Source organism: Acidovorax sp. Root267 (genome assembly GCF_001429215.1).
Classification (GTDB): domain Bacteria; phylum Pseudomonadota; class Gammaproteobacteria; order Burkholderiales; family Burkholderiaceae_C; genus Acidovorax; species Acidovorax radicis.
In genome coordinates this window covers 89,750-112,208 of sequence record NZ_LMJC01000006.1, presented here as the reverse complement: position 1 = coordinate 112,208, position 22,459 = coordinate 89,750, and the positions used below count along the sequence as shown (strand labels likewise).

16 protein-coding genes are annotated in these 22,459 nt (G+C 66.8%); 4 read left to right on the top strand and 12 right to left on the bottom strand.

Features of this window, described 5'->3' with window-relative positions:
- Positions 1-213: 213 nt before the first annotated feature.
- Complete coding sequence (locus ASE39_RS07950; RefSeq protein WP_057270772.1) at positions 214-3,486, top strand: EAL domain-containing protein; 3,273 nt, start codon at positions 214-216, stop codon at positions 3,484-3,486.
- Between the two features lie 28 nt (positions 3,487-3,514).
- On the opposite strand, the gene ASE39_RS07945 is transcribed toward ASE39_RS07950, so the two are convergent.
- The 3 genes from ASE39_RS07945 to ASE39_RS07935 form a co-directional block, all read right to left on the bottom strand.
- Positions 3,515-3,829 carry a hypothetical protein gene (locus ASE39_RS07945; protein WP_057270771.1) on the bottom strand — a complete coding sequence of 105 codons (315 nt, stop codon included), beginning with the start codon at positions 3,827-3,829 and terminating at the stop codon, positions 3,515-3,517.
- 89 nt (positions 3,830-3,918) lie between these two features.
- Positions 3,919-5,172, bottom strand: coding sequence for an NAD(P)/FAD-dependent oxidoreductase (locus ASE39_RS07940; protein ID WP_057270770.1), 1,254 nt, complete (start codon positions 5,170-5,172; stop codon positions 3,919-3,921).
- Positions 5,173-5,240: 68 nt separating this feature from the next.
- Positions 5,241-6,416 carry an ABC transporter substrate-binding protein gene (locus ASE39_RS07935; protein ID WP_057270769.1) on the bottom strand — a complete coding sequence of 392 codons (1,176 nt, stop codon included), beginning with the start codon at positions 6,414-6,416 and terminating at the stop codon, positions 5,241-5,243.
- Positions 6,417-6,708: 292 nt separating this feature from the next.
- Here ASE39_RS07935 and ASE39_RS07930 point away from each other — a divergent pair, with 292 nt between their 5' ends.
- Positions 6,709-7,194, top strand: coding sequence for a DUF4124 domain-containing protein (locus ASE39_RS07930; protein ID WP_057270768.1), 486 nt, complete (start codon positions 6,709-6,711; stop codon positions 7,192-7,194).
- A gap of 19 nt (positions 7,195-7,213) precedes the next feature.
- Here the strand turns inward: ASE39_RS07930 and ASE39_RS07925 are convergent, their stop codons facing one another.
- Positions 7,214-8,347, bottom strand: a complete 1,134-nt coding sequence (locus ASE39_RS07925; RefSeq protein WP_010459984.1) for a sterol desaturase family protein — start codon at positions 8,345-8,347, stop codon at positions 7,214-7,216.
- A gap of 123 nt (positions 8,348-8,470) precedes the next feature.
- Here ASE39_RS07925 and ASE39_RS07920 point away from each other — a divergent pair, with 123 nt between their 5' ends.
- Positions 8,471-8,959 (top strand): acyl-CoA thioesterase, encoded by a 489-nt coding sequence (locus ASE39_RS07920; RefSeq protein WP_010459986.1) that lies wholly within the window; start codon positions 8,471-8,473, stop codon positions 8,957-8,959.
- Between the two features lie 69 nt (positions 8,960-9,028).
- On the opposite strand, the gene ASE39_RS07915 is transcribed toward ASE39_RS07920, so the two are convergent.
- The 8 genes from ASE39_RS07915 to nirB form a co-directional block, all read right to left on the bottom strand.
- Entirely contained in the window at positions 9,029-10,468 is a 1,440-nt protein-coding gene (locus ASE39_RS07915; protein WP_057270767.1) for a glycoside hydrolase family 5 protein, read from the bottom strand.
- A gap of 158 nt (positions 10,469-10,626) precedes the next feature.
- Positions 10,627-11,340 (bottom strand): type IV pili methyl-accepting chemotaxis transducer N-terminal domain-containing protein, encoded by a 714-nt coding sequence (locus ASE39_RS07910; RefSeq protein WP_057270796.1) that lies wholly within the window; start codon positions 11,338-11,340, stop codon positions 10,627-10,629.
- A gap of 273 nt (positions 11,341-11,613) precedes the next feature.
- Complete coding sequence (gene cobA / locus ASE39_RS07905; RefSeq protein ID WP_010459992.1) at positions 11,614-12,447, bottom strand: uroporphyrinogen-III C-methyltransferase; 834 nt, start codon at positions 12,445-12,447, stop codon at positions 11,614-11,616.
- Positions 12,444-13,367: a DNA-binding protein YbiB gene (ybiB, locus tag ASE39_RS07900; protein WP_057270766.1), complete on the bottom strand. Its 924-nt coding sequence runs from the start codon at positions 13,365-13,367 to the stop codon at positions 12,444-12,446. Before ybiB ends, cobA begins: the two co-directional genes overlap by 4 nt.
- A gap of 166 nt (positions 13,368-13,533) precedes the next feature.
- Positions 13,534-16,371 (bottom strand): nitrate reductase, encoded by a 2,838-nt coding sequence (locus ASE39_RS07895; RefSeq protein WP_057270765.1) that lies wholly within the window; start codon positions 16,369-16,371, stop codon positions 13,534-13,536.
- Between the two features lie 124 nt (positions 16,372-16,495).
- Positions 16,496-16,894: a nitrite reductase small subunit NirD gene (gene nirD / locus ASE39_RS07890; RefSeq protein ID WP_010459998.1), complete on the bottom strand. Its 399-nt coding sequence runs from the start codon at positions 16,892-16,894 to the stop codon at positions 16,496-16,498.
- A gap of 92 nt (positions 16,895-16,986) precedes the next feature.
- A complete protein-coding gene (locus tag ASE39_RS07885; protein ID WP_057270764.1) occupies positions 16,987-17,790 on the bottom strand; it encodes a type IV pili methyl-accepting chemotaxis transducer N-terminal domain-containing protein in 804 nt (267 codons plus the stop codon).
- 38 nt (positions 17,791-17,828) lie between these two features.
- On the bottom strand, positions 17,829-20,273 hold the full coding sequence (nirB, locus tag ASE39_RS07880) for a nitrite reductase large subunit NirB (protein WP_057270763.1): 2,445 nt from the start codon (positions 20,271-20,273) through the stop codon (positions 17,829-17,831).
- Positions 20,274-20,626: 353 nt separating this feature from the next.
- Here nirB and ASE39_RS07875 point away from each other — a divergent pair, with 353 nt between their 5' ends.
- Positions 20,627-22,390: a bifunctional protein-serine/threonine kinase/phosphatase gene (locus ASE39_RS07875; RefSeq protein WP_057270762.1), complete on the top strand. Its 1,764-nt coding sequence runs from the start codon at positions 20,627-20,629 to the stop codon at positions 22,388-22,390.
- Positions 22,391-22,459: the final 69 nt, after the last annotated feature.

Sequence of the window (22,459 nt, the reverse complement as noted above, 5' to 3'; positions counted from 1 at the left end):
CCGGCGGCCTGGCAAAGGCAGTTCCACGGTGGCACTGGCCAGGGGCTTGCCAGTCTTACCGGGTGTCGGCAGTCTCAATGACTGCGCATCCCTGCATCCGTGGCTGGGAAGGCCGTAAATGGCGTGGAAATTGCTTCACGTTGTAACAATCATTTTCCACCGTCGGTGGGCTGCCCAGGTCATCCGCCCGGGCAGGCCTTCGCCGCAGACACCATGGCATTCATGCACCGCGTATCGGGTTGGCTGGGCCGCCTCAGTGTGGGCCGCAAGCTCATGCTCATCTATCTGCTGGACCTGTCGGCGGTGATCTATGTGTCCAGCATCCTGATCCACGAAAAGTACGTGGCCATCGATTTCACGCGCAAGGAAATCGTCGGCACCACGTATGCGGCGGTGCTGCGCGACGGGCTCATGGGGCAGTTTCTGGATGCGTCCCAGCAGCCGCCGCTGGCGGCCGAAGTGATTGCACGGCTGACGGGGGTGCGCAAGGCCCATGACGAGCAGTTGCGCACGCAGGAAGTGGGCGAACGCTTCAGCACGGTGCTGGAGCAGCTGGCCTCCCAGCCGCCGTCTGCAACGGATGCGCAGGTTCTGACCGGCATGCGCAGCCAGCTGCTGCGCGAGGGCCGTGAGTTGCTCACCACGGTGGGCAACCAGTCCAACCTGATCCTGGACCCGGACCTGGACAGCTACTACGGCATGTCGCTGGTGGTGCTGCGTTTTCCGGAGTTGCTCCAGGCGGTGCACGACACGGTGGTGTTTTTGAACGCGGCGCAAACCGGGCGCGGGCCGCAGTGGTCCTTTGATTTGCTCACGCTCGTGGGGCGGCTGGACGCGGTGATGCAGGGTATCGAGTCGGACTACAACCAGGCGTTCATCGCGGGCTCGCCCGAGATGCGGGCTGCCCTGGGGGGGCAGCGCGAAGCGCTGAAGGCCTCGCTGGAGGGGTTTCAGGCCTTGCTGCAGGGTGTGGCGGCCGGGGAGTCGCGCCTGACGCTGGCCCAGGTGGGCGCGCAGCAGGCGCAGGTGCTGGGCGCCCTGCGCGACGCCTGGGGCGTGGGCATCACCGACCTGGAGCGGCTGCTGAACCGCCGCGTGGACGGGCTTTATGCCCGCATGTGGCTGCACCTGGGCACCGCGCTGGTGCTGCTGGGCTGCATCCTTTCTCTGGTGACGTTGGTGGCCCGGCAGATCGCCAAGCCGCTGCAGCAGCTGGCGCGGGTGGCCGACCAGGTGCGCCAAAGCGGCGACCACACCCTGCGCGCGCACTGGTCGAGCCGCGACGAGATCGGCCGCCTGGTCACGGCTTTCAACGAGATGCTGTCCCAGCTCGACCGCGACCGCCTGCTGCAGCAGGAGCTGGCCGCCAGCGCCCGCGCGGCCGAGGCGCAGCGCGAGCTGGTGGAGGCGTTCCCGATCCCGATGGTCGTCACCTCGGTGCCCGAGCACGAGGTGCTGCATTCGAACGCGCCGGCCGGCCACTGGCTGGGCGGCCGCAAGACCGACCCCTGGGCCGTGGGGCTGGAGCCCGGCGTGCGGGCGCGGTTCTTCCAGCGCCTGGCGGACCAGGGCTCGGTGGATGAATTCGAGGTGCGCTGGAAGGGCAGCACTGAGCCTTCGTGGGCCGTGCTGTCGGCGCGGCGGCTGCAATTCCAGGGGCGCGACGCGGTGCTCACGGCGTTCACGCCGATCAACGTGCTCAAGGTCATGGAGCAGCGGCTGGAGCTGTGGGCCAAGGTGTTCGAGGCTTCGTCCGAGGGCATCATCATCATGAACGCCGAGCAGCAGATCATCAGCGTGAACAAGGCGTTCTGCCGCAGCACTCACTACGACTTCTACGAGGTCATCGGCGAGGACCTGGGCTTCTTGCTGGAAGAAGCCGGTGGCGAGCCACTGTCGGCGCAGATCAACCGCACCATGCTCGACAAGGAGTCCTGGCAGGGCGAGGTGCGTTTTCGCCGCCGCTCGGGCGAGACCTACCCGGCCTGGCTCATGGTGTCTGCGGTGCGCGAGACCAAGGGTGGCGCGGTGGCCAACCACATCGGCATCGCCATCGACATCACCGACCGCAAGCGCAGCGAAGAGCGCATCCAGTTCCTGGCGCACCATGACGTGCTGACCGAGCTGCCCAACCGGTCGCTGTGCGTGCAGCGCCTGCAACTGGCGCTGGCGCAGGCGCCGATCACCGGTGAAAAGGTGGCCGTTCTTTTCATCGACCTGGACCGCTTCAAGGCCATCAACGACACGCTGGGCCACCACATCGGCGACGGCCTGCTGCGCTCGGTGGCCGGGCGCCTCACGCAGGCCGTGCGCAGCCGCGACACCGTCAGCCGCCTGGGCGGCGACGAGTTCGTGGTGGTCATGCGCGATGTGGCAGGGCGCGAGGACGTGCAGCAGTTGGTGGAGCGGCGGCTGATCCCGCTGATCCGCCAGAGCCACCCGGTGGAGGGGCACGAGCTGAACGTGTCGTGCAGCGTGGGAATCGCCGTCTACCCTGAGGACGGCAGCGATATCGACGAGCTCATGCGCCGCGCCGACGCGGCCATGTACGAGGCCAAGACCACGGGCCGCGACATGGCGCTGTTCTATTCGGCCGAGACCGACCAGCGCGCGCTGGCACGCCAGACCCTGGAGCAGCAGCTGCGCCGCGCACTGGAGCGCCAGGAACTGAGCCTGCACTACCAGCCGCGCCTGGCCGCCAAGGGCGGCAGCCTGCTGGGCGTGGAGGCCCTGCTGCGCTGGAGCAGCCCCACCCTGGGCAACGTACCGCCCAGCGAATTCATCCCCATTGCCGAGGAGACCGGCATGATCCGCGCGATCGGCGGCTGGGTGCTGCAGCAGGCCTGTGAGCAATGGGCGCGCTGGCAGGCGCCGCTGGCGGGCCATCCAGCACGTGCGCTGGCCCATCCGCTGGCGAATGTCTCCATCTCGGTCAACCTCTCGGCCGCGCAGCTGGCCGACCCGGTGCTGGTGACGGACATCGAGGCGCTGCTGGCGCGCACCGGCATGCCGGCCCACCGGCTGGAGCTGGAAATCACCGAATCGCAGCTGATGGACAACGCCCATGCGGCCGAGCAGCAACTGGCCGCGCTCAAGTCGCTGGGTGTGCAACTGTCCATCGACGACTTTGGTACCGGGTATTCGAGCCTGGCCTACCTCAAGCGTTTTGACATCGACCGGCTCAAGGTGGACAAGTCCTTCGTCCACGACATGCTGAGCAATCCCGCCGACATGGCGATCACGCGCGCCATCATCGCCCTGGGCCACACGCTGGGCCTCAAGATCGTGGCCGAGGGCGTCGAAGATCTGGCCACGGCGCAGGTGCTGAGCGCGCTGGATTGCGAGGAGCTGCAGGGCTACCACTTCAGCCGCCCGCTGCCGCCCGAGGCGCTGCACGCCTGGGCCCTGGAGCACGGCGTGCTTCAGGCCGCATCGGTGCGGGGGCCGGGTTTTGGCAGCACACAGCCTGCACCGCTGTGGGGGTGATCCGGCCCTCAGCGCCCGTCCGCACCCGTCAGGCAAGCCGGATGTGCAGCGCGGCGGCCAGTCCGACCAGGATGGCGCCCGGGGCCATATTGCCCAGCCATAGTGAGGTGCGTGAGGTCGAGCGGCCCGAGATGCGCGAGTCTGCCCGCAGGTAGGCATCGCCCTCATCAGTGCGCAGCCACCACACCATCACCGCGCCCCCGGCCAGTGAGCCCACGCCCAGGGCCGCGAGGATCGCGATGAAGATGTTTCCGCCAATGCTTGCTGCAGGGACGAGGGCAATCAGTGCGCCCACGGCCGTTGCGGCTGCTTGGTACTTTTCTGCGCGTTCGAATCCATCCATGCCGTGGCTCCCGCCGTGTCACCGGTAAAGCGATGCGTTGTTGCCGGGAGTTTAGGTGCGATGTCCCTCCCGATTGCGAACGGAGTGCGTCAGTGGTCCGCTGGCGGCAGTGCCTGCGCGCACGCCGCGGCGCTGGCCCAGGCCCACTGAAAGTTGTAGCCCCCCAGCCAGCCCGTCACATCGACCACTTCGCCAATGAAATACAGGCCTGGCTGCGTCTTGCACTCCATGGTCTGCTGCGACAGCACCCGCGTGTCCACACCGCCCAGCGTGACCTCGGCCTTCTTGTAGCCCTCGGTGCCGGTGGGCGTCAGCTCCCAGCGCGCCAGCTGTTCGGCCAGCCGCGCCAGGGCCTTGTCGCTGGCCTCGTTGATGGGGCGCTGCCAGTCGGGCTCGCGCTGGGCCCAGGCATCGGCCAGGCGGCTCGGGACCAGGGTGGCCAGCTCGTTGGCAATCAGCTTGCGCGAGCGGGCTTTGCCCTGCGCCAGCGCAGCCGGTAGATCGACGGTGGGCGCGAGGTTGATGGCCAGCGGCGTGCCCTCCTGCCAGTAGCTGGAGATCTGCAGCACTGCGGGGCCCGAGAGGCCGCGGTGGGTGAACAGCAGATCCTCGTCGAAGACCATGCGGTTCTTCTTGGAGCCGGTGCTGATCTGCACCGGCAATGCCAGCCCGGCCAACTGCGCATACGGCGCCCAGAGAGCGCCATCAAAGGTCATCGGAACGAGGCCGGGGCGGCGCTCGATGAGTGGGATGTTGAACTGCTGCGCCAGGCGGTAGCCAAAGTCGGTCGCACCGATCTTGGGAATGGACAACCCGCCCGTGGCGACGACCAGCGAGCGCGCCCGCACCAGGCCTCGGTCAGTATCAATTTGATAGCTGTAAGCGCTTGATGGATCAGCGCCAGGGGCTGAAAACACTATATTTTTGACCGCACAAGGCTGCCAGTGCGTCACCTGGCCCGCCGCGCACTCGGCCAGCAGCATGGCGATGATGTCCTCGGCCGAGCGGTCGGCAAACAGCTGGCCCTTGTGTTTTTCGTGGAACGCAATGCCGTGTTTTTGCACCAGCGCAACGAAGTCGGCGGGCGTATAGCGCGACAGCGCCGAGCGGCAGAACTGCGGGTTCTGCCCCACAAAATGTTTGTGGGGCGCGGCAGGGTCCAGGTCGCGGTTGGTGAAGTTGCAGCGCCCGCCGCCCGAGATGCGGATCTTCTCGGCCACCTTCTCGGCATGGTCGATCAGCAATACCTTCAGGCCCCGCTGGCCCGCCTGGGCGGCGCAGAACAGGCCGGCGGCACCGGCGCCGATGATGACGGCGTCAAAAACAGGGGGGGTGTGGGACACAGTGATGAACAGGCAGCGGTGGCGGGGCCGCCATTGTCGCCGCAGCGTTCATCGGGGCGATCACGCCGTCATTGCCGGTACACCCCGCCGGAGCCCACCACCGCAATGTCCACAAAATTCGAGCCGTGGTGGTTCTGTGCGCTGAACTGGTAGCTGTAGCCGCCCAGGTCGAGGTTGCCCAGGCCTTCCATGGCCTGGACCAGGCTGGCCCGGGTGACGCCGGGCCCTGCCGCGCGCAGGCCTTCAATGAGCACGCGCGCATCCATGTAGCCGGTATAGCGGTCGTAGTCCACGGGCTTGTCGTGGCGCTTCATGGATGCCTGGAATTCGCGCGTGAGTGCAATCGTGGGCTTGCTCGGCGATGGGCCGGTGCGCGCTACGGCCAGGCCGCGCGCATCGTCGCCCAGCGCCTTGAGCACCGCCGTGCCCGCGCCCAGGGACAGGGTGTAGACCGGCACGCCCAGGTTCGCACGGTTGGCGCGTACATAGGCCACCACGGGCGGGCCCGCCGCCACCAGCAGCACGGCTTGTGGTTTCTGGGCGGCCAGGGCCTTGGCGGCTTCGTTGGCGTCTTCTCCGGTCGGGGCGAGGGCATGCGAGCCGGCCAGCGTTGCGCCCTCGGCGGCAAGGGTCTTTTCGACCAGTGGCAAAAGCAGCTTGCCAAAGTCATTGTTCTCGTAGGCCACGGCGATGCGTGCACTTTGCACGGCCACCAGGTTGCGCACAATTTTCACCAGCTCATCGGCGTAGCTGGCCCGGGTGGTGAACAGATAGGGGTGCTGCTGTGCCCGGATGGCGGGGCTGCCGGTGTACACCGAGATCAGCGGCAGCCTGGCTTGCGCCAGGTAGGGCAGCAGCGCCATCACCTGAGACGTGCCGGACACGCCAAACAGGGCCAGCACACCCTCTTTTTCGCTCAGCTGCTTGGCGTTCTCCAGCGTGCGGCGTGGATCGAACCCGTCGTCCAGCGACACCAGCCGGACCTTGCGCCCGCCGATGCCGCCCTTGGCGTTGGCGTCTTCCACCGCGGCGTCCTGTCCTTCATGGATGGGCGCGAGAAAAGGGGCCATGCCACCCGACAACGCGGTAGACCGGCCAATGAGAATGTCGCCCTTGCCTGGAGCGGGTTGTGCTCTGGCGGACAGGCTGGCGAGGGCCGCACCGCCTGCCAGCGCCAGCACGAGACTGCGGCGGCGCGCCAGGGAAAGCCGCTGGCTAGCGGGCAGGGCAACGTGGGTCTTCATCAAACAGCTCCTCCTGGTGTCGGCCACCGTGGCCACAAGGTGCGGCGATGGTAGGAGGGCGGTGGCTGCGCACCCACCGGGTTTTTACCGGGGCTGCGTCAAGTTAGGGACAGGCGCCTATCCCTATCCCTTGCGCAGGAGCGGAAACCTGGACGGCTGTCCAAAGCCATGGGGCACGCAGCCGCTCCGCACGCCGTGCTTCGTGGGCCAGGGCCCGGTGTGATCGCGGAGGCGGCGGGCAGGTTGCGCGCGGCGCGTTAGCATGTCGCATCCACCCGCCAAGGACTGCTCCATGAAACCGATCCACTGTGCCGCCTGCGCCCTGGCGCTGGGCTTTCTGGCCCCGGCGTGGGCCATCAACAAATGTACGGATGCCAATGGCAAGGTGTCGTTCCAGGACGAGCCCTGCGCGGGCCAGGGCGAGAAGATCGAGGTACGGCCTGCCATGCAGGGCGCCAGCCCCGTTCAGCCCGGCACCTCCACCGCAAAGGAAGGCGTCTTCGGCGCAACCTGGCAGCGCAAGCACTATCTGCAGAACCAGGGCGTGCCCCAGGCGCGCGCGGCCGTCGAGCGCAACCAGCAGGAATGCGCTGCAATGGCACCGGATACCGCAGTGGCCCATGCGGGCCCGCTGCGGCGCAGCACCCTGGCGTCAGGTTCCCAGTTCGCGCAGGAGCGTGCGGCCGGGGCCGACAAGGACAAGGCCGCGTGTGAGGCTCGAACCAACGAGCTGCGCAACCAGCTGAAGTCGCTCGAAGCCGAACTCGGCAAGCTGTAATGCTTCGGGCGGGCCTACCTCAGCCCTTCCAGGTGAACGGAAACTTGAACTGCTTCACAAACCCGTTGGGCACATAGTCGCCCAGCACGCCATAGTGTTCGGGCCAGAGCTTGGTGCTTTTCACGGCGGTGCCAAAGAGGTAGTCAAGGAAGGCAAAGTGCGCGGCGTAGTTCTTGTCCAGCGCCTCCTGGTCCTGGCTGTGGTGCCAGTGGTGGAAATTGGGCGTGACCAGCACGTAGCGCAGCGGGCCCAGGCGCACGCTCACGTTGGCGTGGTTGAACACGGCCTGGAAGCCGACGATGACGATGTAGGCGTCGATCACTTCCTTGGAAAACCCCAGCACGTAGATGGGGGCCAGCACCAGCGTGCGCGTGATGATCAGCTCCAGGATGTGCTGGCGCGATCCCGCCATCCAGTCCATGCTCTTGACGCTGTGGTGCACGGCGTGCAGGCGCCACAACACAGGCACCTCGTGGTAGGCACGGTGGGTCCAGTACTGCACCAGGTCGGCCACCAGCACAATGAGGAACAGCGCCACCCAGAAGTTCAGGCCCTGCACCCAGCCGCGAATACCGTCGTTGGCCGCCCAGCCAAAAAACCGGTGCACGATGAGGTTGGTGGCCAGCAGCACGAAGCCCACCACCATGTGGTTCACGATGAAATGGTGGAAGTCCGTCTGCCACTCGGCGCGGAAGATGGGTTGGTCCTTGCGCAGCGCGAACAGTTTCTCGATGAAGATGAAGATCAGGGAGCTGCCCAGCAGGTCGAGGATGAACCAGTCCAGGCCGATGTACGGGGTGTTGTCGGGGAAGTTCGGGTCCACCTCGACTTTGTGGCCGCCCAGGAACGCCGCCAGCGCCACCATGGCAAAGGCAAACGTGGCCAGCCAGCGCGAGCGGTTGAAGAGGATGTTGACGAGGGAGATGCCCCCTGCGATGGCCATGGCGGTCAGCATGATGTAGCGGATCACCGTTACGTCGTAGCTCTTGCGCAGTTGTGGCGTGGTCAGGTATTCGGGGAAGTGGAAGGCCAGCACGCCCAGAAAACACAGGATGGCCAGCGTGAGCGCAATCACGCCGGACACGAGGCCCCGCCCGCGCCGCAGCGCGCCATGGCTTTCGGTGAATTCATTGAGTTTGTCGATTTCGAGCATGCTTTCCCCTCTGGCCTCCCGGCCTGCTTGGCTTTTTGATGGGCCGTGATCTGGCTTGTGTGGCGCGAGTGTAGCGGCCTGCGGCGTTGTGCCTGCAACACGGTGGAGCCCTAAAATCGTGGCATGAACATCCCTTCACACCAACTCAGCATGACGGTGCTGATGTCTCCCGACATGGCCAATTTCTCCGGCAATGTGCACGGCGGGGCCATTCTCAAGCTGCTGGACCAGGTGGCCTATTCGTGCGCAAGCCGCTATTCGGCCTGCTATGTGGTGACACTGAGCGTAGACCAGGTGATGTTCCTGCAGCCCATCCATGTGGGGGAGCTGGTGACCTTCCTGGCCAGCGTGAACTACACCGGTTCCTCGTCGATGGAGGTCGGCATCAAGGTGGTGGCCGAAGACATCCGCTCGCAGGTGGTGCGGCATGTGAACAGCTGCTTCTTCACGATGGTGGCCGTGGACGAGGCGCGCAAGCCGGTGCAGGTGCCGCCGCTGTCGCCTTCCACGCCCGACGAACGCCGCCGCTGGGATGCGGCACTGCTGCGCAAGTCCTTGCGCAAGGAGCTGGCGGAGCGTTTCAGGCAGGTGCGCGAGACCGCTGGCGGGTAGGCCGGGAACCCGGAACAAAAAAGGGCCCCTGCATGGCAGGAGCCCTTGTTCAATGGGGGAAAAAGTTGCTTAGCGCGCGGCGCAGAAACCGAATTCGGCCGCTGCCCCGGGGGCGAGGGTCTTGTTCCAGTCCACACCGGACGCGTTCAGGTTGCTGCCCGCCTGCGACCAGGTGGCATTCCACAGGTTGTTGACGGTGCCGCTCACGGGGATGGTGATGGCCCAGTTGCCCGCGGCATTGCCCTGGTTGGTGACCCGAACCCGCTGGCAATAGCCTGAGTTCCAGACGCTGTCCATCATCTCCTGCACCGAGAAACCGCCGGCAGGCGTTGGCGTGGTGGGCGTGGTTGGGGTCGTGGGAGTGGTTGGTGTTGTCGGGGTGGTGGGCGTCGTGCCATCGCCCCAGAGCCGCTGCAGCAGCTGGACCTTGTCGGTGCGCACGGTGGTCCAGTCGTCATCCAGAATGCCGCCGGTGTCGCCACTGTTGGGGTTCCACGACCAGTAGAAGCCGCTGCGCATGCCCTTGCCGACCATGTAGTCCACCAGCGCGTTCTGCCACAACACGTCGCGCGCATCGCCACGGCCAAACTTGCCGCCGAACTCGCCCAGCATCACGGCATAGCCCGCCTGCACGAACTGGCCGAAATGCTGGTCCCAGATCGCCGGCATGTTGCTCGGGAAGTTGGAGGCGTTGAAGTAGGGCTGTACATAGACATCGGGCCCATAGGTGTGCGGCGCCAGCAGCAGGCGGTTGGCCGGAATGTTCAGGGGCGTGCAGGCCAGGGGTTCCAGGTTGCCACCCCAGAAGTGCGCGTTGCCGCCCGAGCAGCTGGGGTTCTCGCCGATGCCTTCCACGGCGATCAGCCACTGAGGCGCCACTTGCAGCACGGCCGCTGCGGCGCGCTCGGCCGCGCGGTTCCAGTCTGTGGCGTTGTTGCCGGTGCCCCAGGTGGCCGCGCCGTGGGGTTCGTTCTTGATGTCCAGGCCGATCACGCCGGGTACGCCTGCGTAGCGCTGCGCCACAAAGGTCAGGTCGCTGATCCACTGCTGCTCGCTGTAGCCGGGGGTGTACCAGAGTTCACTGATGGTCTGGCAATCGGGGGTGTGGTGGTCCAGCAGCACATACATGCCACGGTTGCTCAGCTCGCTGACGACCTTGTCCATCACCTGGATGGCTGACAGGCCCTGCAGGTCGGCATTGCGGCTGTAGTCGATGCTGTCGGGCGGGGCCGAGCCGTGCAGGGTGGCGGGGCAAAACGGCAGGCGCACGGCATTGAAGCCCTGGGCCTGCATCTGCGTGATCATGTCGGTCCAGTTGCGTGCCCACAGGCCATGCACCACGTGGTTGTTGGTCTCAAAGCCAAACCAGTTCACGCCGCGCAGCTGGATGGCCTTGCCTGCACCGTCCAGCACCTTGCCTGCATTGATTTCGTAGCTCCAGGCCATGCTGGTGCTTGCCAGCAGGCAACCGGCCAACGCCAGGCTCTTGCACAGGGTGGTGATCTTCATGGCTTACGCGTCTCCCGAAAGTGTTGTGTGTCTGGCGTGAAAAAGGGGCGGGTCCGCTGCAGCCGGGCTACCGCCTGTCCGTGGGCGGAGTGTGGGCGCTCTGCCCATCCGCCACCGTTTCCAATGGCTGTCAATTGTAAGTGCCTGTTGCACCCATTTCAGGCTGCTCCACGGCTGCGTCCGGCCAGCGAGACCGCCTGCAGCGAAAGTCCGTCGATTTCGTTGGTGATGCCGGAAAGTACGTTCGCCACCACGGCGAATTCCCGTCCGTGCTGGCCTGCGCGGGCCGCCATGACCTGGGCATTGAAGCTGACCACCTTGGCCTCGCGGGCCACCGTCTGGATCGACGCCACAATGCCTGCCAGCTCCTTCATGAGGGTTTCGGACTTCGCCTTGCCCACCTGGTCGAACACCGTGGTGGCGGTATTGAGCGCCTCCAGCACACTGTCGGTGGTTTGTACGAGCCGGTCCAGCACTTCCTCGACGCGTGGGCTGCGGCGTTCCGTGAAGTCCAGCGCGGTGCCTACCTGTTGTGCAAAGGCGTCGATGGTGGCGCCCACGCCGCTGGGGCCTTGGTACACCTTGCGGATGCGGTCGGCATCGGCGGTATCAAGGTGGCGCGGCGTATCTACCAACGTGGCCTGGCTGGTGGTGAACAGTGCCAGCGTGCTGCGTGCTGCTTTCAGATGCAGGTCGCTGCCGCCCGCTGCCAGCACGGTCTGCAGCACCATGCGTTGGGACAGCATGCGCTGGCGCGCTGCGAGGTTGACCAGCGACATCTCGTTGTCGCGGGGTGCCGATGACGGGGCCACGGAGGGGGTGGAGGGCGCTGGAGCGGTGCCGGTGCGTGGGGAAAGGGAATAGGCTGCCATGGGGGTCCTTTCGCGCATTGCATTCAGATACATGTTTCAAGCAATACCCGGGCCAATGTGCTGGATGCGTGTTGCAAAAAAGGGAGTTTTCTGTGCTTGCCGCGCGTCTCTGTGGCGGCGCTAGGCGGGGCAGTACAAGTGCCTCGTCGCAAAGGGGCAAGCAAGGCCTGCTCCGGCCAACAAGCGTGGGAAGCGGGCCAGGGTGCACCGGCATGGCGCGCACCCCGTGCACCAGAGTTGCCGGTACGTCGGGAGGCCCTGCCTTGCGGGGTTCTACACGGCGCGCCGCGCCAGCGGGGCGTCAGCGGCGGCATCCTGCGATGCCAGGGCCACGCCGCGCACCACATCGCCCACCACGATCACCGACGGGCTGGCCAGCCCGTCGCGCGTGATGGTGGCGTGCAGCGCACCCAGGGTGGTGACCGCATGCCGCTGGTGTGGCAGGCTGGCGTGCTGGATGATGGCCACGGGTGTGCTGGCGGGCAGGCCGGTGAGCAGTTCCTGCTCGATGGTGGCAGCGCCACTCACGCCCATGTAGATCACCAGCGTGAGCTTGGCGTCGCGGGCCGTGGCGGCCAGCTGGCGCCAGTCGGTGCCCGCGTCGCCGGGCTTGGCGTGGCCGGTGACAAACACCACGCCGTGGGCATGCTCACGGTGGGTGAGCGGTGCGCCCAGCGAGGTCAGGCCCGCCAGGCCCGCCGTGATGCCGTTGACCACAGTGACGGGCACACCGGCGGCGCGCAGGTGCTCCACTTCTTCACCACCACGGCCAAAGATGAACGGATCGCCACCCTTGAGGCGTACTACGTTCTCGCCTTCGTTCACCGCCATCAGCATCAGCTTTTCAATGAAGGCCTGGGGGGTGCTCTTGCAGCCGCCACGCTTGCCCACGTAGATGATGCGGGCCGTGGGGGATGCGTGTGCCACGATGGCATCGCTCACCAGGTCATCCACCAGCAGCACGGTGGCCGCCTGGATGGCCTTGAGCGCCTTGATAGTCAGCAGCTCTGGGTCGCCCGGGCCTGCGCCGACCAGCGTGCAGCTGCCGCCGGTGCCCAGGTGGGGTGTGGAGGGGGGCAGGGTGGTGGTGGGCGTGGGGCGGCTCATGGGGATGTCTCCGAAACTGTTTGATCGGCAAGTCGCAAGATATGTTCCACCTGCCGTTTGATGGCCGGCGGGATCGGCAACTCGCCGGCCATCACGCGGCGCGTGTAGGCCGCCGTGGTGGCTACATCGATCTCTGCAGGCAGGCCGGGCACCTCGCTGGCCGTGCCAGGCTGCTGGGATTCCAGCACCTGGTGCACGCCGCGCACAAAACCGTCGTAGCGGGGCGTGCGGCGGGGGTCGGTGGCGACCTCGCCTTCCAGGCCGCGCGAGAGCAGTGCTGTCATGCCCAGCGTGCCGAACGTGGTTTGCAGCATCTCGAAGTATTCGGGGTGCGTGTAGGCCGTGACCACGACCGAGGGCCCTGCGCACGGGCTCATCAGCTTGACCACGCTGTGCCCCGGGTTGCGCAGGCCTACCACCTCGCGCACCGACAGCAGGCGCGCCAGGCCCGCGTGCAGGTGTTGGGTGTGGATGTGGCGCACTGTGCCATTTGCTATCTTTTCAGGAGCTGTTAGCGCAGGTATATCCAGCGCTAGCAGCACATCCGATGCCAAAATGCGGCGCGCCTCGGTGCGCATGCCGTGCAGCAGCACGGGCAGGCCCTCACGTGCCAGCAGCAGGGCCAGCAGCGGCGTCAGCACCGGCAGCTTGCGCGCACCGTTGTAGCTGGGCAGCACGATGAGCGGGCGGTCGGTGGCGGGCAGCAGGGCCAGGCGCTGGTGCGTGGCATCGAGAAAGCCGCACATCTCCTCCGAGGTCTCGCCCTTGATGCGCATGGCCAGGCAAAAGGCGCCGATCTCCAGGTCGCTCACCTGACCATCCAGCACCTGGCCGAACAGATCCGTGGCCTGCTCACGCGTGAGCGGCTTGGCGCCGCGTGCGCCACGGCCGATCTCTTTGATGTACTGGCTAATGCCCATGGTCTTTTTTTGGCGGATCGGTGAAACAGGGCTCCAGCGTCGTTATCTCGGCTTGCCGTACGCAAGTACTGTCTGCGCCGAGATGCCTAGCTGGAGCCCTGTTGCACCCATCCTGGTGTCTTGGGGGATATGTTCGCTATTTTCCTGCAACCTAGAGAACTTTTCGTTATATGGCGGCCTGCGCCAGGGGCTTGGACGCCAGCGGCCCCGTAGCGCGCACCATGCGCTTGAGTTCGGGCAGGCACGAGCCGCAGTTGGTGCCGCAGCGCAGCTTGCCCTGCAGCTGGGCCAGGCGGTCGTCGTCGGTGCCGTGGCAGCGCGCCAGCTCGGCGGTGATGGCGGTGTCCGTGACGTTGAAGCAGGTGCACACCGATTTGCCGCGCGACTGCACGGCCACGGGTGCCTTGGCGCCGGGGACCAGCAGCAGGCGGCCATAAGTTTGCGCGGGCAGTTCTTCCTGCAGCAGGGTCTTGAGCCAGCCCTCGGCGCTGGTGTCGCCTGCCAGCACGATGCCTTCGAGCGTGGTGGTGTCACCGTGGCGTGCCAGCCGTGCGGCGCGGCGCTGGCCGCGTTTTTTGTCGGCGTAGCGCAGCGTGTCGGTGGTGGCCAGTCCCATCAGGGCTTCGATGCGTTCCACCATGGCGTCCGGCGGGGCTTCGTGCGCGGCTGCGCGCAGCAGCACACCCACGCGCTCGCGCCCGGGTTCGCCCAGCGGCGTGTTGTTGCTGAAGGGCACACAACTGGCAAACGGGAACTGCGCCATCAGTGCGGACAGCGCCTCGCGCGTGGCCTGGGCGCTGTCGGCGGGCAGCCAGGCCATGGCCAGCAGCGTCCAGGGCAGCTCGGCCTTGAGCACCTTCACGGCCGCGTGCTTGAGCTCGGGCTGCTTGGACGTGGGGCAGTAGGCCGAGGTGGTGAGCGCGTTCACGCCTGCCAAGCGCTCGCCGGTGGACGAGCAGCCGCTCAAGAACTCGCTGCCCCAGTGCATGGCCATGAAGGCCTGCGACAGGCCCACGGTGGTGTCGGCCTGCGCGGGCACCACGATGGTACCGCGCTTGCTCGTCACATAGACCAGGTCGCCGTTCTTCAGGCCGCGCCGCTCCATGTCCTGCGGGTGCAGCTGCACGCTGGGCTCGGCCACATGGCCAAACAGGCGGCCCAGCGTGCCGGTGCGGGTCATGCCGTGCCACTGGTCGCGCAGGCGGCCCGTGGTCAGGCTGAAGGGGTAGCGCGATTCGCGTTGTTCGGCCGTAGGCAACCAGGCGTGTGCTGTAAAACGTGCGCGGCCATCGGCGGTGGGGAAAACGCCGTCTTCGTACAGGCGGGCCTTGCCGGTGCTGGCGCCCTCGGGCAGCGGCCACTGCTGCGGGCCTTGGGATTCGAGCATGTCCCATGACAGGCCGGTGATGTCCAAGTCGCGGCCGCGGGTGCTTTCGCGGTGTTCGTTCCACACGGTTTCGGCGCCCTGGTCGGCATGGTCGGTGGTGTAGGGGAACAGCGTGGGCTGGCCGGGGCGCAGGCGTGCCTCCAGCTGGTGCGCAAACTGCACCGCGATGGCCCAGTCGTGGCGTGTTTCGCCGGGGGCGGACACGGCAGAGCGCACGCGCGAGATGCGGCGCTCGCTGTTGGTCACGGTGCCGGTCTTTTCGCCCCAGGTGGTGGCGGGCAGCAGCAGGTCGGCATAGGCGCAGGTGGCGGCGGTGGCAAAGGCTTCCTGCACCACCACGAACTCGGCGCGCTGCAGTGCGCGGCGCACGGTGGCCTGGTCGGGCATGCTCTGCGCGGGGTTGGTGCAGGCGATCCACAGGGCTTTGATCTCACCATCGGCGGCGGCCTGGAACATCTCCACCGCCGTCTTGCCGGGCTTGCTGGGCACATCGGCCACGCCCCACAGCGCGGCCACTTCGGCGCGGTGCTGCGGGTTGGCCAGGTCGCGGTGGGCTGTCAGCAAATTGGCCAGGCCACCCACTTCGCGGCCGCCCATGGCGTTGGGCTGGCCCGTCAGGCTGAACGGGCCTGCGCCGGGCTTGCCGATCTGCGCGGTGGCCAGGTGCAGGTTGATGAGCGCTGCGTTCTTGGCCGTGCCGCTGCTGCTCTGGTTGAGGCCCTGGCAGTACAGGCTCAACGTAGCCTTGGACGTGGCAAACCACTTGGCGGCCGTGGTCAGGTCGGCCACCGAAATGCCACACACCTGGGCCACACGGTCGGGCGTGGCTTCGCGCACCAGGGCCTTGAGTTCGTCAAAGCCCGTGGTGTGCGCGCCGATGTAGGCGGCGTCGATCCAGCCTTCCCACAGCATGATGTGCAGCATGCCGTTGAACAGCATCACGTCGCTGCCGGGCTGGATAGGCAGGAACAGGTCAGCCATGCCGGCCGTGTCGGTGCGGCGCGGGTCGGCCACGATGACCTTCATGCCGGGGTTGGCGGCGCGTGCGTCTTCGATGCGGCGGAACAAGATGGGGTGCGCCCAGGCTGCATTGCTGCCCACGATGAATAGGCACTGCGCGTGTTTTACGTCGTCGTAGCAGGCGGGGGGCGCGTCGGCGCCCAGCGTCTGCTTGTAGCCCGCCACGGCGCTGCTCATGCACAGGCGCGAGTTGGTGTCGATGTTGTTGGTGCCGATCAGGCCCTTGGCGAGCTTGTTGAAGACGTAGTAGTCCTCGGTCAGCAACTGGCCGCTCACGTAAAAGCCCACGGCGTCGGGGCCGTGCTGCTGGATGGTGTGGGCAAACTTCTCGGTGGCCAGGCCCAGGGCCGCGTCCCATGAGATGGCGCGTGGAGCATCGCTGCGTTGCAGACGTTGCTGCGGCTGCAGCAGCCGGGTCTGCAGCGTGATGGGGCTGCTGGCGGTGAGGTGCAGGGTCGAGCCCTTGGTGCACAGGCGGCCAAAGTTGGCGGGGTGGTTTGGGTCGCCCCGCACGCCAGTGATCTGGGGGCCGTCGCTTTCGATGATCACGCCGCAGCCTACGCCACAGTAGGGGCAGGTGGATTTGGTTTCTTGCATGGCGTGGATTCCAGATATTTTTGGACTCCAGCGCTTGTTGATAAAGCGCTGGAAGCTATTTATTTGATAGCGTTGGTGGTCGATGGGCCTTTGGACCTGCGGACAGAGGGGGCGGGGCGGGTGTTCAGGCCGCCAGGCCGCGCCGCACCGGCCCTGCCAGGGGCCGTGCCAGATCGAGCGCATGCGAATCCAGCTCCAGGGCATCCAGGTACACCGCGCCATCTTCCACCTTCACGGCGAACTTGGGCGTGCAGCCTTCGTCGGGCGCGGACGCCTGCCCGTCGCACAGGCCGATGGTCCAGTTGTGCAGCGGGCAGGCCACGTGGGTGCCAAACACGATGCCCTGCGACAGCGGGCCGCCCTTGTGCGGGCAGCGGTCCAGCAGCGCGAACACGCCCCCGGCGTCGTTGCGGAACACGGCCACATCCAGGCCCTGGGGGCGCGCCACGCGGCGCGAGCCCAGCTCGGGGATGTCCTCCACGCGGCAGATCAGCTTCCATTGCGGGGTGTGGGTCGTGGTCATCGCGGTTCCTTCGGTGTCTTTGGATGTTGTGGGGGAGCCTGCCAGGGTTTTCGTGGGGCGGCTCGTTATTTGTTGGGGCTTGTGGCAGCTTCTCAGGCCGCCAGCGCCGCGTACATGCCAGTCACGCGGTCCATGCTGGAGAGCAGGTTCTCGCTGGCCACGAACACCTCGGCCACTTGGCGGTTCACGTTGCCACCACCCTGCATGCGCTGCAGCGCGGCGTCAAAAAACACCCACTGCCCGTCGGCAAGCTGCAGTTCCTGGCGGATGCGGTTGGTGGCCTGGGGGGCGTTGCGCAGCAGCTCGGTGGCTGCGATGAATTCGCCGCGGGCCTTGGCGATCTCGGTGGTGGCGGTGGCCGCGTCCACGGGCAGCATGGCGGCCAGGTAGAACTTGGCCATGCGCTGGCTCAGCATACGCTGGCGGCCCGCAACATTGACCAGCTGGCCCACGGGCTTGCCCAGGGCGGCTTCGTACTGCGTGGTGCCCTGATGGGCCAGGGCCAGCACCTTGGCATCGGCCTGCAGCATGGCGCTGGCGTTGTCGGTGGACGAGGTTTCGGCCGCCAGCGTGACCTTGTGGGCGGCCCACGCGGTCTCCAGCTTCAGATAGGTCTCGCGGATGGTGGGCGAAGGCGCAAAGGCCTTGAGCTCTGCCAGCTGGCGCTCGAACAGTGCCATGGACTGGTCCAGCACCTGGCGCGCCGTGGGCGTGTCGGCTTTGTGGGACAGGGCCAGCCAGGCCTTGCCCACACGCTGGCTCAGCATGCGCTGGCGCCCGGCCTTGTTGATGGCGTCGTTGAGGTCGCTGATCTGGGCGTGGGCGTTGCCCAGCGGGGCCAGGGCGCTGCACGCGGCGGTGCAGCTGGCGGCGGTCAGGAGGGTTCTGCGGTGCATGGTGGGGTTCTTTAGGGGCTCGGGCGATCAGGTGCCCATCAGGCGCCCAAAGGGGCAAACTGGCGCGTGTCCACCGCCGCCTTGTCAAAGTCGAACCAGGGATCGGGCTCGCCATCCAGTGCAAACTGCAGCTGCTCCCACAGGGCCTTGCGGCCCGCGTGGTCGTCGAGGATGCGCTTTTTCACGTAGTCCAGCCCCACGCGGTCCACGTAGTGCACGGTGCGCTCCAGGTACCAGCCTTCCTGGCGGTACAGCTCGCAGAACGCGCCGGTGTACTCCAGCACTTCTTCCGACGTCTTGAGCTTGGTAAAGAAGTGCGCCACCTCGGTCTTGATGCCGCCGTTGCCGGCCACGTACATCTCCCAGCCCGAGTCCACGCCGATGATGCCCACGTCCTTGATGCCGGCCTCGGCGCAGTTGCGCGGGCAGCCCGACACCGCGAACTTCACCTTGTGCGGCGCGTACATGCGCCACATGGCGCGCTCCAGGTCCTTGCCCATCTGGGTGGAATCCTGCGTGCCCATGCGGCACCACTCGCTGCCCACGCAGGTCTTCACCGTGCGCAGCGCCTTGGCGTAGGCGTGGCCGCTGGGCATGCCGATGTCCTTCCACACGTTGACCAGGTCTTCCTTCTTCACGCCCAGCAAATCGATGCGCTGGCCGCCCGTGACCTTGACGGTGGGGATCTTGTATTTGTCCACCGCATCGGCAATGCGGCGCAGTTCGTCGGCGGTGGTCTCCCCGCCCCACATGCGCGGGATGACGCTGTAGGTGCCGTCTTTCTGGATGTTGGCGTGGCTGCGTTCGTTGATGAAGCGGCTTTGCGGGTCGTCCTTGGCCTCCTTGGGCCAGGTGCTGATGAGGTAGTAGTTGACCGCGGGGCGGCAGCTGGCGCAGCCGTTGGGCGTCTTCCATTCCATGAACTTGAACACGTCGGCGATGGTCACCAGCTTGCTGCTGCGGATCGCGTCGCGCACGGCCTGGTGGCCGTGGTCGGTGCAGCCGCACATGGCCTTGGTCTTGGGCGTGGCGCTGTAGTCGCCGCCCGCCGTGAACATGATGATCTGCTCCACCAGCCCGGTGCACGAGCCGCACGATGCGCTGGCCTTGGTGTGCTTGCGCACTTCATCCAGCGTGAACAGGCCTTTTTCCTTGATGGCCTTGCAGATGGAGCCCTTGGTCACGCCGTTGCAGCCGCAGACCTCGTCGCTGTCTTGCATGGCGGCGGCCTTGCTCTGGCCCTGGTGGCCCGTGTCGCCCAGGTGCGATTCGCCAAACATCAGCTTGTCGCGCAGGTCGATCACGCTGCGTCCGTCGCGCAGCAGCTTGAAGTACCAGCTGCCGTCCACCGTGTCGCCATACAGGCAGGCGCCCACCAGCTTGTCGTCCTTGATCACCAGTTTTTTGTACACGCCGCCGAAGGGGTCGCTCATCACGATTTCCTCGGTGCCCTCGCCGCCCTGGAAGTCGCCGGCCGAGAACAGGTCGATGCCGGTGACCTTGAGCTTGGTGGAGGTCAGCGAGCCCTGGTAGCGGCCAATGCCGAACTCGGCCAGGTGGTTGGCCAGCACCTTGCCTTGCTCGAACAGCGGGGCCACCAGGCCATAGGCGATGCCCCGGTGCGCGGCGCATTCGCCCACGGCGTAGATGCGTGCGTCGGTGGTGGTCTGCAGCGTGTCGCTCACCACAATGCCGCGGTTCACGTGCAGGCGCATCTTTTCAGCCAGCGCGGTGTTGGGGCGGATGCCCACGGCCATCACCACGAGGTCGGCGGGCACCTCGGTGCCATCCTTGAACTTGATGCCCGCCACGCGCCCGTCGGCGTTGCCCACGAGTTCCTGCGTCTGCGCGCCGATCAAGAATTGCATGCCGCGCTGCTGCAGCGAATCCTGCAACATCTTGCCCGCCACGTCGTCCAGCTGGCGTTCCATGAGCCACGGCGCCACGTGCACCACGGTGACCTGCATGCCGCGTTTCATGAGGCCGTTGGCAGCCTCCAGGCCCAAGAGGCCGCCGCCAATGACCACGGCGTGTTTGTAGGTGGCTGCGGCGTCGATCATGGCCTGGGTGTCGGCAATGTCGCGGTAGGCCAGCACACCCTTCAAGTCCTTGCCCGGCACGGGCAGGATGAACGGGTTGGAGCCGGTGGCCATGATCAGGCGGTCGTATTCGGCGGTGATCACGTCGCCTGCGGCACTGGTCGCGCTGACCACGCGGCGCACGCGGTCCACGTCGGTCACCGTGAAGCCGGTGTGCAGCGTGATGTGGTTGTCGGCATACCAGGACCAATCGTTCAGAATGATCTCGTCGATGGTCTGCTCGCCGGCCAGCACGGGCGAGAGCAGGATGCGGTTGTAGTTGGGGTGCGGCTCGGCACCGAACACCGTGATGTCGTAAAGATCCGGGGCAATCTTGAGCAGCTCTTCCAGCGTGCGCACACCGGCCATGCCGTTTCCTACCATCACCAGCTTGAGCTTTTTCATCGTGACTCCGTCGGTTCTATCGCCTGGGCGATTCGAAAAACAAAAAAGGCGTCCACACGATGCTGCTTCGACTTTCATTCGAAACCGCATGTGCGGACGCCTTCGTCCGTACAACCCATCAGTGCGCCATTGCACGGGTGAATTGCGTGACCTCGTGAGGTCGTTGCTGGGGTTAAGCAATGCTTGTGCCAGTCGGTTTGCACTGATGTGGGGCGGCTTTTGGGGGGTGAAGAGGCCTGTGTGCGGGTGGGCGGTGCAGGGCTGCCCCGGCGCCGCGCAGCGGCCGTGGGTGTGCGCCCTGGCCTGGCGCGGCGCGCACCACCTTGGGCACGGAACCTGCATGGAGCTGGTGCATGAGTTTTGAACTGGATTTCGGCCACGCCTCGCAGGCCGGGCGCAACGAGCTGAACGAGGACTTCGCCGCGCTGGTGCAGGGCCAGGGACGCGACCGCGAGCGCGGCGCGATTGCCGCCATTGCCGACGGCGTGAGCACCGGAGGCAATGGCCGCGAGGCCGCGCAGACCTCGGTGAACACGCTGGTGAACGACTACTTCGCCACGCCCGACACCTGGGACACCACGGTGGCGCTGGACCGCATCCTGTCCGCCCACAATGGCTGGCTGGCCTCCATGAACCGGCGGCGCCAGCCTGCGGTGGGGCTGACCACGCTGACCGCGCTGGTGCTGTGCGGCCAGTCGTACACGCTGGCCCACGTGGGCGACACGCGGGCCTACCTGGTGCGCGACGGCCGCCTGCAGCAGCTGACCACCGACCATGTCATGTCGCAGCGCGACTTTGCCCACCAGCTCACCCGCGCCATGGGCCTGGATGACCATGTGGTGGTGGACTACAGCCAGGGCGAACTGCGCAGCGGCGACCTGTTTGTGCTGCTGTCGGACGGCGTGCACGGCAGCCTGCCCGAGCGCGAACTGCGCCAGCTGCTGCGCCAGGACGTGGCGGCCCAGGCGCTCTGCGACGAGCTGGTGCAGGCCGCGCTGCGCCGTGGCAGCAGCGACAACGTGACTGCGCTGGTGGTGCGGGTGCAGGGCGCGCTGGAGGCCACACTGCAGGACGAATCCCGCCGCGCGCAGGATCTGCCCGTGCTGCCCCTGCTCAAGGTGGGCGACACCGTGGATGGCCTCACGGTAACGGCCCTGGTGGCCGACAGTGGCATCCACCGCATCTACCAGGTGCGCGACGGGGCCACGCAGCGGCTGTATGCGCTCAAGACCCTGCTGCCCGCGCGTGCCCACGACGTGGAAGAGCGCGCCACGCTGGCGCACGAGGCCTGGGTGGCGCGGCGCATGCAGTCGGGCCAGGCCGCAGCCCATTTGGCGCGGCTCAACGACTGGCCATTGGGCGCCACCGGCACGGGCGACGGCGCGGGGGCCAGCGCGTTTTACCTGCTGTACGACTGGCATTCTGGCGACACGCTGGGGCAGCGCCTGCGCCACCGCCAGCACCTGGCCGTGGGGCAGGCCGTGACGGTGACCGTGCAGGCCGCGCGCGTGCTGGGCTGGCTGCACCGCCAGGGCGTGGTGCACCGCGACATCAAGCCCGACAACCTGCACCTGGGCGACGACGGTGTGCTGCGCGTGCTGGACCTGGGCGTGGCCCTCTCCGGCCGCGAACCCGAGGCCACACGCCGCCTGCACGCGGGCACCCCCAGCTACATGAACCCCGAGCAGTGGCCGGGCTACGAACGCAACGGAGACCCGTCCGGCCAGTTGCCCGATGCGGGCAGCGACCTGTTTGCGCTGGGTGTCACGCTGTACCAGCTGCTCAGCCAGGGGCGCCTGCCTTATGGCGAAGTGGTGCAGTACCAGCTGGGCCGCTACCACCGCGACCCCGTGGCCCCCAGCCGCCACAACCCGGGCGTTCCCATCTGGCTCGACCAGATCGCCTTGAAGGCCGTGGCCCGCAACCGCACGCAGCGCTTCGAAACGGCGGAGGAGCTGCTGCTGGCCCTGGAGCGCGGTGCCTCCCGGCCCTTGTCGGCCTCCGGCCCGCAGCCGCTGATGCAGCGCGACGCCACCGCCTTGTGGAAGATCGCGCTTGCGGTGAGCGTGCTGGTGAATCTGCTGCTGATCTACTGGTTGCTGTTCCTGCCCCGGTAAGGGCCGGTGGTGGTGATTTGCTACTGAAAATATAGCTACTAGCGCTTATGGGATAAGCGCTGGGTCCTG

Excerpts from the sequence above, each read along its gene's own strand:
- ASE39_RS07935 (WP_057270769.1), bottom strand. The coding sequence starts at position 6,416 with ATGAAGACCCACGTTGCCCTGCCCGCTAGCCAGCGGCTTTCCCTGGCG.
- ASE39_RS07885 (WP_057270764.1), bottom strand. The coding sequence starts at position 17,790 with ATGCACCGCAGAACCCTCCTGACCGCCGCCAGCTGCACCGCCGCGTGC.
- ASE39_RS07895 (WP_057270765.1), bottom strand. The coding sequence starts at position 16,371 with ATGCAAGAAACCAAATCCACCTGCCCCTACTGTGGCGTAGGCTGCGGC.
- ASE39_RS07945 (WP_057270771.1), bottom strand. The coding sequence starts at position 3,829 with ATGGATGGATTCGAACGCGCAGAAAAGTACCAAGCAGCCGCAACGGCC.
- ASE39_RS07925 (WP_010459984.1), bottom strand. The coding sequence starts at position 8,347 with ATGCTCGAAATCGACAAACTCAATGAATTCACCGAAAGCCATGGCGCG.
- ASE39_RS07915 (WP_057270767.1), bottom strand. The coding sequence starts at position 10,468 with ATGAAGATCACCACCCTGTGCAAGAGCCTGGCGTTGGCCGGTTGCCTG.
- nirD (WP_010459998.1), bottom strand. The coding sequence starts at position 16,894 with ATGACCACGACCCACACCCCGCAATGGAAGCTGATCTGCCGCGTGGAG.
- ASE39_RS07875 (WP_057270762.1), top strand. The coding sequence starts at position 20,627 with ATGAGTTTTGAACTGGATTTCGGCCACGCCTCGCAGGCCGGGCGCAAC.
- ASE39_RS07930 (WP_057270768.1), top strand. The coding sequence starts at position 6,709 with ATGAAACCGATCCACTGTGCCGCCTGCGCCCTGGCGCTGGGCTTTCTG.
- ASE39_RS07920 (WP_010459986.1), top strand. The coding sequence starts at position 8,471 with ATGAACATCCCTTCACACCAACTCAGCATGACGGTGCTGATGTCTCCC.
- ASE39_RS07950 (WP_057270772.1), top strand. The coding sequence starts at position 214 with ATGGCATTCATGCACCGCGTATCGGGTTGGCTGGGCCGCCTCAGTGTG.
- cobA (WP_010459992.1), bottom strand. The coding sequence starts at position 12,447 with ATGAGCCGCCCCACGCCCACCACCACCCTGCCCCCCTCCACACCCCAC.
- ybiB (WP_057270766.1), bottom strand. The coding sequence starts at position 13,367 with ATGGGCATTAGCCAGTACATCAAAGAGATCGGCCGTGGCGCACGCGGC.
- nirB (WP_057270763.1), bottom strand. The coding sequence starts at position 20,273 with ATGAAAAAGCTCAAGCTGGTGATGGTAGGAAACGGCATGGCCGGTGTG.
- ASE39_RS07910 (WP_057270796.1), bottom strand. The coding sequence starts at position 11,340 with ATGGCAGCCTATTCCCTTTCCCCACGCACCGGCACCGCTCCAGCGCCC.